Source organism: Minwuia sp. (assembly GCF_048007105.1).
Taxonomy (GTDB): Bacteria; Pseudomonadota; Alphaproteobacteria; order Minwuiales; family Minwuiaceae; genus Minwuia.
In genome coordinates this window covers 1,224,142-1,236,927 of sequence record NZ_CP180352.1, presented here as the reverse complement: position 1 = coordinate 1,236,927, position 12,786 = coordinate 1,224,142, and the positions used below count along the sequence as shown (strand labels likewise).

Annotated in this window: 9 protein-coding genes; 4 read left to right on the top strand and 5 right to left on the bottom strand. The window is 66.7% G+C overall.

Annotation, left to right across the window (positions count from 1 at the left end; all coding sequences use genetic code 11):
• Positions 1-90: 90 nt before the first annotated feature.
• Positions 91-2,568: a cation:proton antiporter gene (locus tag ACMVY4_RS05850; RefSeq protein WP_416899240.1), complete on the bottom strand. Its 2,478-nt coding sequence runs from the start codon at positions 2,566-2,568 to the stop codon at positions 91-93.
• 168 nt (positions 2,569-2,736) lie between these two features.
• Between ACMVY4_RS05850 and ACMVY4_RS05845 the strand changes: the two genes are divergently transcribed.
• The gene (locus tag ACMVY4_RS05845; RefSeq protein WP_416899239.1) at positions 2,737-3,543 is read left to right on the top strand and encodes a DUF169 domain-containing protein; all 807 of its coding nucleotides are present in this window, start codon (positions 2,737-2,739) and stop codon (positions 3,541-3,543) included.
• 124 nt (positions 3,544-3,667) lie between these two features.
• Here ACMVY4_RS05845 and ACMVY4_RS05840 read toward each other — a convergent pair whose 3' ends face one another.
• From ACMVY4_RS05840 to ACMVY4_RS05830, 3 genes are all read right to left on the bottom strand, one after another.
• The gene (locus ACMVY4_RS05840) at positions 3,668-4,678 is read right to left on the bottom strand and encodes a DUF2125 domain-containing protein (RefSeq protein WP_416899238.1); all 1,011 of its coding nucleotides are present in this window, start codon (positions 4,676-4,678) and stop codon (positions 3,668-3,670) included.
• Between the two features lie 225 nt (positions 4,679-4,903).
• Positions 4,904-6,400, bottom strand: a complete 1,497-nt coding sequence (locus ACMVY4_RS05835) for a class I adenylate-forming enzyme family protein (protein ID WP_416899237.1) — start codon at positions 6,398-6,400, stop codon at positions 4,904-4,906.
• A 25-nt stretch (positions 6,401-6,425) separates the two neighbouring features.
• The gene (locus ACMVY4_RS05830; RefSeq protein ID WP_416899236.1) at positions 6,426-7,070 is read right to left on the bottom strand and encodes an NUDIX hydrolase; all 645 of its coding nucleotides are present in this window, start codon (positions 7,068-7,070) and stop codon (positions 6,426-6,428) included.
• 87 nt (positions 7,071-7,157) lie between these two features.
• Between ACMVY4_RS05830 and dapB the strand changes: the two genes are divergently transcribed.
• The 3 genes from dapB (at position 7,158) to ACMVY4_RS05815 (ending at position 8,801) form a co-directional block, all read left to right on the top strand.
• Positions 7,158-7,967 carry a 4-hydroxy-tetrahydrodipicolinate reductase gene (gene dapB / locus ACMVY4_RS05825; protein ID WP_416899235.1) on the top strand — a complete coding sequence of 270 codons (810 nt, stop codon included), beginning with the start codon at positions 7,158-7,160 and terminating at the stop codon, positions 7,965-7,967.
• Positions 7,960-8,286, top strand: a complete 327-nt coding sequence (locus ACMVY4_RS05820; RefSeq protein WP_416899234.1) for a hypothetical protein — start codon at positions 7,960-7,962, stop codon at positions 8,284-8,286. Before dapB ends, ACMVY4_RS05820 begins: the two co-directional genes overlap by 8 nt.
• Positions 8,287-8,468: 182 nt before the next feature.
• Positions 8,469-8,801 carry an endonuclease domain-containing protein gene (locus tag ACMVY4_RS05815; protein ID WP_416899233.1) on the top strand — a complete coding sequence of 111 codons (333 nt, stop codon included), beginning with the start codon at positions 8,469-8,471 and terminating at the stop codon, positions 8,799-8,801.
• Positions 8,802-8,939: 138 nt separating this feature from the next.
• Here the strand turns inward: ACMVY4_RS05815 and ACMVY4_RS05810 are convergent, their stop codons facing one another.
• Positions 8,940-12,641 (bottom strand): vitamin B12-dependent ribonucleotide reductase, encoded by a 3,702-nt coding sequence (locus ACMVY4_RS05810; protein ID WP_416899232.1) that lies wholly within the window; start codon positions 12,639-12,641, stop codon positions 8,940-8,942.
• Between the last annotated feature and the right edge of the window lie 145 nt (positions 12,642-12,786).

Below are 12,786 nucleotides of genomic sequence, written 5' to 3'. Positions count from 1 at the left end.
GAGCCGGGATCCGGAGCGGCTTCGCCGCAAGCCCGATAGTCTGACCGGATGCCGGATCAGGTCCGGCATGACGACCCTGGGGACAGCGCCCTACCCCTTGAGCCGTTCCTCGGCGACCTTCTCGATGGTGCTGCGCAGATCCGGATTGTCGTCCAGCAGCTTCTGGAAGTCCCGCCGCTCCAGGATCAGCAAGTCGGAGAAGGTCTCCGCCACCACGTCGGCGGTACGCGGCGCGTCCTTGAGCAGGGCGATCTCGCCGAAGAAGTCGCCCGAGCCCAGCATCACCGGATGCGGCTGCACCTGGACGGCGATGGCGCCCGAAGATACGAAATACATCGAGTTGCCGGCCTCGCCCTTGGTGCAGATTGCCTCGCCAGGCAGCGCAAGCTGCGGCTTCAGCAACCGGGTGATGGCGCGGATGCGTTCCTGACTGAGGTCCTTGAACATGGGCACCCGGCCGACCAGCGTCTCCGGATCGAGGCCGAGATCCAGTTCCGGCCGCTTGCCCAGCTCGTCCTCGCGGTCTTCCAGCTCGTTCTGCAGGTTGGCGTAGATCTCGGCGCCGATGATGGCCTCGTCGTGCAGACGGGCGTAGTCGGTGCGTTCCTGCCGCAGCGCCACCTGGAACAGATAGCGTTCCTGCAACTCGGCCGCGTATTCCGGATACTGCGCCCTGAGCGCCATCAGCGCCGACATGGTCCGCTCGATCCGCTCGTCGAGAATGAGGCAGAGCTCGTCCGCCGCCGCGTCGCCGACGAGGGAGCGGATATCGTCCACGCCGGACTTGCGGACCTCGCTCAGCACGGCCTGCGTGGTGCGCAGCCGCTCCATCCGGTTGGCCAGCCGCTTGCCGACCGGTCCGGCGATACCGAAGCGCCGCTGGACCCACATCGAGGTGCGGAAACGCCAGTTGAAGCCGAGAATCTTCTCGCAGCCACGACCGTATCCGTCGACGCCCCCGGCCTTGGTCGCGTCCATCAGTTCGTCGGTGTGGGCGACCAGTTCACGGGCGATGGCGCTGGCCACATAGCCGCGCGAATACTGGTTGAAATAGCCCTGACGCTCCTGGCCGACGGTGGCCATAAGGCCGATCTTCAGCCAGTCCTTGTCCGACAGCGGGGCGCTCTCGCCCTCCGCCGCCTCGATGGCTTCGACGCGTCGGGCATAGGCATCGGCGACGCGGGTTGCGACATCGGCGGGGATCTTGCGGTCCTCGGCGACCCGGTGAACCGATGAGCCGATGTCCTCCAGCGCCCGGGCGATGGTGCGGTTTCGGATGGCGAGGTCGGCCGGCGACAGCTTGTCGAGGCCGAACGCCTTCATCACGGCGCCGACCGTGGTGGCGTTGATGAAGAGGGTGAACAGCACGAAGGCACAGACCAGCGCGGCGATGAAGTTGCGGACGTCCTCGGGGAAGGCGTCGTTCTCGAAGACGGCCAGCGCCAGCGCCAGCGAGACGGCGCCCCTGAGGCCGCCCCACCACATCACGGTGCGGAAGCCGAGACTGACATCGGCGGCCACATGGGCGCGGGACAGCATGGGCAGCACGGCGAAGGTCAGCAGGCCGCGGGCGAAGAAGGCGACGACGATCAGCACCACGAGGGTCAGCCACATGCCGCCGGAGAAGACCGACAGGATCTCCGGCACCGCCATGCCCACCAGCACAAAGATCAGCGAGTTTGCCCAGAAGCCCAGATTCTCCCAGGTCTCGGAGAGCAGGTGCCAGCCGCCGCCGGACATGCTGGTGCGGCCCAGCGACCCCATCACCAGCGCCGCGGTCACCACCGCCATGACGCCGGAAACGTGCAGGTAATGCTCGGCGATCAGGAAGGAGAGATAGGCCAGCGAGATGGTCAGCGTCACCTCGACCAGGGCGATGCCGCCGACATGGCCGATGATCCAGGCGAAGACCCGCGCGAGCAGGTAGCCGACGATGATGCCGCCGACGAAGACCTTGAGGAAATTCCAGACGCCGCCGAACAGGTCCGCATCCGCCGAACCCAGGATCATCGCCACCAGGATGTTGAACAGCACGATGGCGGTGGCGTCGTTGAACAGACTCTCGCCCTCGACCAGGATCGCCAGCCGCTTCGGCGCGCCGAGATCCTTGAAGATGGCGACGACGGCGACGGGGTCGGTCGCAGACAGGATCGCGCCGAGCAGCAGACAGACGACGAAGCCCATGCCGCTGACGGCATAGACGGCGCCGCCCACCATGAAGGCGGATATCAGCAGTCCGATGACGGCGAGGAACAGGATCGGTCTTATGTCGGCAATCAATTTGCGGACATCGATCGACAGGCTGCTTTCGAACACCAGCGCCGGCAGGAAGACGAAGATGATCACTTCCGACGTCAGTTCGAAGCTTTCGAAGCTGTGGAACAGGTCGGACACGGGGCCGAGATGCGCGCTGTGCGTCGCATCGACGAGCAGACCCAGCGCGATGCCGACCACTGCCAGCAGCACGGTGTAGGGAAACTTGTAGCGTTTGGACAATGGCAGGATGAGGACCGCAATGGTCATCAGCCCGAACAGCCCAAGTATGGTCGTCCAGATCCCTTCGTGCATCGCGTATCCCCTCTGAAACCGATGCAACCCCTCTATGGAAACAAGTATAGGCGCGAAAACATTGATTGGGCCAGCGTTTGACGAAATCCACAGTCGCGAAGCGGGGATTTTCGCCGAAGCCCGGCTGTCCTATGATCCACGCCAAGGGACATCATGGGGAGAGAAACGATGGCCGATACCGCACCCGCCAATGCCTGGGACGAGATCAAGGAACCGGACAGCTATGACTGGAAGGCGATCGTCGACGGGCTGAACACCTATCTCAGGCTCCGCACCACGCCGATCGGCATGAAGCTGTTCGAGACCAAGGCCGAGATGGAGGCGATCAACCGGATCCGCCGGCCGAAGGACGTCCACACCACCGACCAGATCGTCGGCCAGGCCTCGCGGCTCGGCTTCACGGTTGGCGTCACCATGGACGATCTCGTCGGCGCGCAGTGCGGCGCGGTGATCGGTCTGCATCCGCAGAACGAGGAATGGCTCGGCGGCGAGCGCATGAAGGGCGTCTGGTACGAGACCTCCGACGACACCGCGGCGCACCAGGCCGCCATGGATGTGGTCCCCTATGGCCGCTACGAGGCGATGGCGGTCTCGCCGCTGGCCGCGGGCCGGCTGGACCCGCCGGACATCGCCCTGATCTACGCCACGCCGGCGCAGATGATCATCTTCATCAACGGCCTGCAGTGGGCCGGTTACCGCAAGCTGGAATGGGGCTGCGTCGGCGAGAGCTCCTGCGCCGACAGCTGGGGCCGGGCGCTGTCCACCGGCGAGCCGAGCCTGTCGATACCCTGCTTCGCGGAGCGCCGCTATGGCGGCGTGATGGAAGACGAATTGCTGATGGCGATCCCGCCGCGCTTCCTGCCCAAGATCATCGAAGGGCTCGGGCGGCTGTCGGCCAACGGCCTGCGCTATCCGATCCCGCCCTATGGCATCCAGAACGACGTCCGGGCCGGCATGGGCGCCAGCTACGACTGATCACTGCGGCCCGCCTCGCCCTTTGCCGCCTTCGGACTTGATCCGAAGGCCTCGGCGCAGGCGGAACCACAAGGTCCTCGGGTCAGGCCCGAGGACATCAAAGGTGCGGGGTGGAAATGGACCGCTAGTAGAGCGGCTCCACGCTGGCGAGGCCGAAGCCCATCAGCTTGAAGCGGCCGTCCTGGATCTCGATCGGGATGCGGACGAACTTGTTGCCCTCGGTGTCGGTCTCCTCCAGCGCGGTGATGCCGAGTTGCAGCCCCAGCCTGGCGCCGCCGGCAAGCTGGCCGGCCGCCGCCACGGCATCGACGAAGGCGTCGGCGCCGCGCACGATCAGCGTCGCGGCGCCTTCGGCCCTGCGCGCGGTGTCGAGGGCGAAGGTGCCCTTGCCGGTGATGGACAGATCGCCCGTCGCGACCTCGAAGGCCTGCACCTGCAGGACGCCGCCGGCATCGCGCCAGGCGTCGAGATGCCCGGGCGCGGTCGAATCCGGCAGCGGCTCGAAGGTCACCGTGGTCCGGTAGCGGTCAATGTTCTCGCCCAGCGGGGAAGCTTCTGGGTCCACTTTCAGCCCCGTGCCCGAGACGGACAGGTCGAAATGCGGTTGCTCGCCGGCTTCCGGCCGCAGCCGGCCATGAACCTGCAGGCGCTCCGCCTCGCGCAAGGGCAGCGAACCGGCGACCTTCACCTGCGTCAGATCGGTATCGACGCGGGTCATGACGCCCCGGTCGGTGAAGCGGAAGGAAGCCAGCGCCTGCTCCGAAGTGACGGTGGCGTTGCGCCGGACCGTGCCTTCGGTCCAGCCGATCCTTTGCGGCCCGAAGGCCTGGGCGATGCCGTGGCCGCGCTTCCAGGTCTGGAAATAGAGCACCAGCCGGTCGGCGGCCCAGGCGGGCGCGCCGTTCAGCCCCGCCGCCTCGATCGACGGCTGTTCTATGTGCAGTTCCAGCCGGTAGGGGAAGCCCGAGACCTCGGCGCTCGAATAGGCGACCTCGGTGCCCTCGGCCCGCCGGTCCTCGGCCCATCGGGCGAAGCCCCGCTCCAGCCCGTCGGCCAGCGTCGACCAGTAGAACCAGTAGCCGCCGGCCGCCAGCAGCACGATGAGCACGATGATGGGGCCGATCCAGCGTTTCACGTCAGGCACTCCCGGATTGCGATGTCCGTTGAAGTAGGTACGAAGCCGGCAATATCCCAGATGACCGGCTTGAACCAAGCCTGAATGGCGGGGACACCAACCACCTGTCGTCCCCGGGCTTGACCCGGGGACCTGGTCTGGCCGACTGCGCCGGAGGCCTTCGGATCAAGGCCTGCCCCCAGTTTGAACGGGGGTCCGAAGGCGAAAAAGGACGCCGTCGACCGCCTACCCCGTCAGCGACTCGACGATCTTGAACTTCTGCACCTTGCCCATCGGGTTGCGGGGCAGTTCGGCGGCGATCTCGACGCGGCGCGGGGCCTTGTAGTGGGCCAGGTTCTCGCGGCAATGGCCGATCACGGCCTCCGGCGTCAGCTCCGCGCCCTCCCGCGGGACCACCATGGCCGTGACCATCTCGCCCCACTTGTCGTCGGGAAGTCCGACCACGGCGGCCTCCAGAATGCCGGGGTGCTCGACCAGGATGCGCTCGACCTCCGCCGTGTAGACGTTCTCGCCGCCGGAAATGATCATGTCCTTCTTGCGGTCGACGATGCAGAGCCGCCCGTCCGCCTGCCAGATGCCGACATCGCCCGACATGACATAGCCGTTCTTCCAGGACTCGGCGGTGGCGTCGGGCCGGCCGAGATAGCCGGAGAAATGGGTGACCGACTTCACGCCGACCTCGCCCGGCTCGCCGATGGGCGCAGGCGCGCCGTCCTCCAGGAAGACGCCGACCTCGTTGCCTGCCGTCGGCCAGCCGACCGAATGCGCCAGCAGCGTCTCCTTCTCCTTGACCTCGAAGGTGACCCAGCCGCCCTCGGTCCAGCCATAGGCCTCGGCGATGCGGGCGTTGTTGAACATCTCCATCGCCTCGACCGTCATCGACAGCGGACCCGGTGCGCCGGAAGAGATCATGAAGCGGAAGGCGTTCACCGGCGGCTTGCCGCGCTTCTTCCATTCCTCGGCGATCATGGTCGTCATCGACGGCACCAGGAAGGCGAAGGTGCAGTGGTCCGAGAGTTCGTCCAGCGCCAGCTGCGGCTCGAAGCTCTGCATGATGCGGACCCGCGCGCCGATCATCAGCGCCCCCATCGCCAGCCCGGCATAGGAGAGGTGGAACAAAGGACCCGGACACAGCATCACATGGTCCGCCGTCAGCCCGTATTCCCAGCACCAGCGCATCTGCGCCGTCAGATAGTGGTCGTTGGAATAGAGCGCGCCCTTCGGAAAGCCCGTCGTGCCGGAGGTGTAACCGACGACGCAGTCGCGCTCGCCATAGCCGTGCTCGCCGAAGACCGGCCGCTCGACGCTTTCCGGGGTATCGATCCTGTCCGCATCGATGACGACGGCGCCGCATTTCGCGCCGACCTTTCGCGCCATCTCCAGCCAGGGCTCGGCGGCGAGGATGGTCTTCGCGCCGCTGTCGGAGATCTGGAATTCAATCTCGGGCTCGGCCAGACGCGAATTCACCGGCACGGCGGCCATGCCGACCCACTGGCAGGCGAGATAGCCCAGCACGTGATCGGCGGCGCTGGGCAGGAAAAGCCCCACCATCTTGCCGTGCGGCCCTTCGGCGGTGCTGCGGATCGCGTCGGCCAGCGCCACGATGCGCGGCAGAAGCTGGCCATAGGTCAGGGTCTTCCCTCCCTGAAGCTCCTCGATCGCGATCCTGTCAGGCTGGCTCAGCGAGCGGACGGCGATGGTCTCGGCGACGGTAAGGCGCAATGTCTCCTCCCCAGGGTCGTTGCGGTCATTTCCAGGCGAACACCGGCTGTTCGTAGTGTGCCACACGGGTCTCCCGTCCGTGCAGGGCCACGTCGCGGAACTGGTACAGCACCGCCGCGGTGGGCGCGTGGATCTTGTTGTCCATGATGGGCATGCGGATCACCGGCCGGTCGCTTTCCGGGATGGTCACGAACTGCGGCGAGTCCTCCCGGTCGAGATCCCTGAGCGGGATCAGGTGCAGCTCCTGCACCTCGGCCGGGTTGAGCACGAAATCCGGCTTCCGCCCGATCCAGGCGACCACCGGCGCGATGCAGTAGCCCGAGCGGGTGACGTAGTCGTCCAGCCGTCCGAGCACCTCGGCCTCGGGCACGGTGACGCCGACCTCTTCCTCGACCTCGCGCAGCGCCGCCTCGACGACGCTCTCGCCGTCGTCCAGCCGTCCGCCGGGCAGGGCCCACTGGCCCTTGTGGCTGGACAGCTTCGACGACCGGCGGGTCAGCACGAAGCACGGCGTTCCCGCGTCGTCCTCGGTGATCAGGCAGGCGACGGCCGCCCGCTTGGCGACGGCGCGCGAGGGCGGATGCCGCTCGAACGCCGAAAGGTTCGCCGCCGCATGGTCCCTCAGCCGCCCGGCGTCCCACGCCGCGGTCCAGTGATCGAACGCGCTCATGCACCGACAATAGCGCCACCGGATGACAATCCGCATCCGATATGCGATGCCCCTGCCATGCATGGGCGGCAGGCGGGAGGCAAAGCCATGAAGATCGCGATTGCGGGCGCGGGCGGACGCATGGGCCGGACGCTGGTCCGGATGATCACCGAAGGCGGGCACGGCACTGTCTCCGGCGGGCTGGAGCATCCCGACAGCCCGGCGCTGGGCCAGGACCTCGGCACGCTGGCCGGCATCGGCGAACTCGGCGTCGCGGCGAGCGCCGACCGGGACGCCATCTTCGCCGAAGCGGATGTCGTCATCGACTTCACACTTGCAGAAGCGACCTCTCTCAACGCGCTGGCCGCGGCCGAGGCCGGCACCGCCTTCGTCGTCGGCACCACCGGCATGAACCCCGAGCAGCAGGCCCGGATCGACGAGGCCGCCAAAACCGTCGCGGTCATGCAGGCCGGCAACATGTCGCTGGGCGTGAACCTGCTGGTCCAGGTGACGAAGCAGGTCGCCGGCGCGCTGGGCCTCGACTGGGACGTCGAGGTGGTCGAGAGCCATCACCGCTGGAAGGTCGATGCGCCGTCGGGCACGGCGCTGATGCTGGGCAAGGCCGCCGCCGAAGCCCGCGGGCAGGACCATGATGCGGTCGCCGTTGGCGGCCGCTACGGCATCACCGGCGAGCGGAAGAAGGGCGAGATCGGCTATGCGGCGCTGCGCGGCGGCAATGTCGTCGGCGAGCATTCGGTCGTCTTCGCCACCGACAACGAGCGGGTGACGCTGGGCCACATCGCCTCCGACCGCTCGATCTTCGCCGCCGGCGCGATCCGCGCGGCACTGTGGGTCGCGGACAAGCCGGCGGGGATTTACGACATGATCGACGTGCTGGGGCTGAAGTCCGATGGCTGACAGCCTCTACGCCGAGGCCTGCGCCCAGACCACGGCGATCGAGCGTTTCTTTCAGGTCGCGCCGGGCGATTTCACCGACTGGATCTCGTTCGGCGAAGCCATCGCCGCCAACGGCGTGCTGAAACGCGTGGCCGAGAACGATTTCCCCATGTCGAAGGGCGAGCGGATGCTCTGCCTCGTGATGGTGGCGAAATCCGACTACGGCCACATCGCCGCCCAGGCCGAACCGAACGTCTGGGGCCAGGGCGGCTTCTGGTCGATGGACCGCAAGAACGGCGCGCTGGCGCTGCGCATCATCGCCGAAGGGGTTTGGGCGTAGGGAAAGCCGCAATGCCCGGATAGGCGGTTTCCCAACTGCTCCCACGCCCACCCAACCCTCCCCCTCGGAGGAGGGGGGCTCACTAGGGATAATCCTGGCTCACATGAGCCTCCCCCTGGCAGGGGGAGGCCGGCGCGCAGCGACGGGTGGGGGTCGGCTGCGGGTCATGGCAGAATGACGTCATGAGCCGGTCCACCGCCAGATCGCTGCGCAAGCGCATGACCAACGCCGAGCAGAAGCTCTGGTGGCGTCTTCGCTACCGTCAGGTGAGCGGTTGCCGCTTCCGGCGTCAGCACCCGATCGGCCCATACGTCGCTGACTTCTGCTGCATCGAGAAGCGCCTGATTATCGAGGTCGACGGCAGCCAGCACGCCGTCCGGCAAGGCAAGGATGCTGAGCGTACGGAAGTTCTTAATGCGCTGGGCTATTGGGTTCTGCGCTACTGGAACAACGACGTGCTCGCGCGCACCGAAGAGGTCGTGGAAGACATCCGGCGTCATCTTCTCGAACGCTAAGCGGCTCCCACCCCCACCCAACCCTCCCCCTCGGAGGGGGAGGGCGTTACAGGCCAAGGACATACAACAGAAAAGGGCCCCCGGATCGCTCCGGAGGCCCTTTCCCCAGGGATGGCCGGACCAGACCGGCCAGTCAGTTCACGAGCAGCCGGTGGTCCCGCCGCAGGTGTCGCATTTCAGGCAGGTGCCGTTGCGGACCAGCGTGAAGTTGCCGCATTCGTCGCAGGAGTCGCCCTCGTAGCCCTTCATGCGGGCCATCGCGGCCTGCTGCGCCCGGTTGCCGGCGGCCGAACCGCCACCGGTCGATGTCGAGACCTCGGCCGAGCTGGCGCGGACGATGGTGGTCTCTCCCCCGCCGCCGCCGGCCGCACGCATCACCTCGGCGGTGCGTTCGACCGCGGCCGCCGTCGCCTGGCGCTTGTCGGCGTTCAGGACGTAGAGGTTGGAGCGGACATAGCCGGTCGACGCGACCTTCATCACCGCTTCCAGCGCCTCGTCGGTGGCCCGGATCTCGCCGGCCTGCGCGTCGGGCAGCTCGCCCTCATGCGCGCCCTCGCCCAGCGCGTCCGCACGCAGGTCGCTCGGCTCGACATGGGCCAGGTCGTTGCGGCCCATGTAGCTGACGGCCAGCTCGCGGAACACATAGTCCAGGATCGACGTCGCGTTCTTGATCGCGTCGTTGCCCTGCACGATGCCGTTCGGCTCGAAGCGGGTGAAGGTGAAGGCCTCGACGAACTCCTCCAGCGGCACGCCGTACTGAAGGCCGATGGAGATGGCGATGGCGAAATTGTTCATCAGGCTGCGGAAGGCAGCGCCTTCCTTGTGCATATCGATGAAGATCTCGCCCAGCTCGCCGTCGTCGTATTCGCCGGTGCGGAGATAGACCTTGTGGCCACCGACCAGCGCCTTCTGGGTGTAGCCCTTGCGCCGCTGGGGCAGACGCTTCCGCTCGTGCACCACCACCTTCTCGACGATGCGTTCGGCGACGATCTGCGCCTTCTCGGCCAGCGGCTTCTCGGCCACCGCCTCTTCCAGCGTCTCTTCCTCGTCGTCGAGGGCCACGGCGTTCAGCGGCTGCGAGAGCTTGGAGCCGTCGCGGTAGAGCGCGTTGGCCTTCAGACCCAGGCGCCATGACAGCATGTAGGCGTCCTTGCAGTCCTCGACCGTCGCCGAATTCGGCATGTTGATGGTCTTGGAGATGGCGCCCGAGATGAAGGGCTGCGCCGCCGCCATGATGCGGATGTGGCTTTCCGCCGACAGGTAGCGCTTGCCGATACGGCCGCAGGGATTGGCGCAATCGAAGACCGGCAGGTGCTCGTCCTTCAGATGCGGGGCGCCCTCGACAGTCATCGCACCGCAGACATGGGTGTTCGCGGCCTCGATCTCCTTCTTCGAGAAGCCCAGCGCGCCGAGCATGTCGAAGTTGACGTCGTCCAGCTGCTCCGGCTCGAAGCCCAGCACGCGGATGCAGAACTCCTCGCCCAGCGCGTACTTGTTGAAGGCGAAACGGATGTCGAAGGCGCTCTGCAGACCCTGCTCCAGCTCCTCCAGCACGCCGTCGGTGAAGCCCTTCGCCATCAGGCTCTCGTAGTTGATGAAGGGCGCGCCATCCAGGGTGCCGTGACCGACCGCGTAGTTGATGATGTCCTCGCGCTCCGACTGGGAATAGCCCAGCGTCTCGAGCGCCTGCGGCACCATGCGGTTGATGATCTTGAAGTAGCCGCCGCCGGCCAGCTTCTTGAACTTCACGATGGCGAAGTCCGGCTCGATGCCGGTGGTGTCGCAGTCCATCACCAGGCCGATCGTGCCGGTCGGCGCGATCACGGTGGCCTGGGCGTTGCGGTAGCCGTTCTCCATGCCCAGATCGACGGCGCGGTCCCAGGCGCGGCAGGCGGCCTCGGCCAGCGTGGCCTGCGGGCAGTCGGCCGCGTTCAGCGGCACCGGCGGCACCGAGAGGCCCTCATAGCCGCCGGTCTCGCCATAGGCGGCGCGGCGGTGGTTGCGCATCACCTGCATCATGGCGTCGGCATTGTTGCGGAAGCCCGGGAAGGCGCCCAGCTCGCCCGACATCTCCGCCGAGGTCGCGTAGGAGACACCGGTCATCAGGGCGGTGATGGCGGCGCACATGGCGCGGCCCTCGTCCGAGTCATAGGAGAGGCCCATGGCCATCAGCAGACCGCCGATATTGGCATAGCCCAGGCCGAGGGTGCGGAACTTGTAGGACAGCTCCGCGATCTCCTTCGACGGGAACTGCGCCATCATCACCGAGATTTCCAGGGTGACGGTCCACAGCCGGCAGGCATGCTCGAAGGCCGCGATGTCGAACTCACCGTCCTTCGTGCGGAACTGCATCAGGTTCAGCGAGGCCAGATTGCACGCCGTGTCGTCCAGGAACATGTACTCCGAGCACGGGTTCGAGGCGTTGATGCGGCCGTCGTTCGGGCAGGTGTGCCAGTCGTTGATGGTGGTGTCGTACTGCACGCCCGGATCGGCCGAGGCCCAGGCGGCATAGCAGATGTCTTCCCACAGCTTCTCGGCGTCGATGGTCCGGGCGACCTTGCCGTTGGTGCGGTTGACCAGATTCCAGTCCGCCTTCTGCTCGACGGCGTTCAGGAACGCGTTCGGCACGCGGACCGAATTGTTCGAGTTCTGGCCGGAGACGGTCAGATAGGCGTCCGAGTCCCAGTCCTTGTTGTAGACCGGGATGTCGATCTGCTTGTAGCCCTGCTTCGCGAACTGGATGGTGCGCTGGATGTAGTTCTCCGGGATCACGGCCTTGCGGGCGGCGATGATCTCCGACTTCAGCGCGGCGTTCTCCTTCGGATCCAGACGGCGCTCGTCATCGGGCGCGAACTGGTCGGTCCAGCAGGCGGCCAGGATCAGGTTCAGGTGCTTGTTGGCGAGGGTCGAGCCGGAGACCAGGGCGGCCACCTTCTGCTCCTCGACCACCTTCCACATGATGTATTCCTCGATATCCGGGTGATCGAGGTCGACGGTGACCATCTTGGCCGCACGGCGCGTGGTGCCGCCCGACTTGATGGCGCCGGCGGCGCGGTCGCCGATCTTGAGGAAGCTCATCAGGCCCGACGAGCGGCCGCCGCCCGACAGCGGCTCGCTCTCGGACCGCAGGGCCGAGAAGTTGGTGCCCGTGCCGGAGCCGTACTTGAACAGACGCGCCTCACGGACCCACAGGTCCATGATGCCGCCCTCGTTCACCAGATCGTCGGAGATGGACTGGATGAAGCAGGCATGCGGCTGCGGATGCTCGTAGGCGCTTTCGGAACGGACCAGTTCGCCGGTCTTGAAGTCGACATAGCAGTGGCCCTGGGCGGGACCGTCGATGCCGTAGGCCCAGTGCAGGCCGGTGTTGAACCACTGCGGGGAATTCGGGGCCGCCATCTGCCGGGCCAGCATGTGGCGCATCTCGTCGTAATAGGCCTGGGCGTCGGCTTCCGCGTCGAAATAGCCGCCCTTCCAGCCCCAGTAGGTCCAGGTGCCGGCGAGGCGGTCGAAGACCTGCCGGGCGCTGGTCTCGCCGCCGAAGCGCTGCGGTTCCGGCAGCTTCTTCAGGGCCTTCTCGTCGGGCGCGCGGCGCTGCAGCCAGGCGGGCACGTCCTCTTCCTCGACCGCAACGGTTGCCGCGGGGATGCCGGCCTTGCGGAAATACTTCTGCGCGATGATGTCCGCCGCCACCTGCGTGAACTGCCGAGGCACCTCGAAATCCGCCAGCCGGAAGACCACGGATCCGTCCGGATTCCTGATCTCGCTCGTGGTGGTACGGAAGTCGATGGCGTCGTAAGGCGACGCGCCCTCACTGGTGAATCGACGCTCGATACGCATGATTGTCCCCCTGCCTGCCGCGTTCTGGCCCGGATGTGTCCCTGATTGCCGCGATTTCGCTAGGCCTTGAGCCCCGGCGACTGCGGACCACCAGATATTGGGGGAAGCACACATATAGCGTCAACAGGAAATCTCTACATCTTGT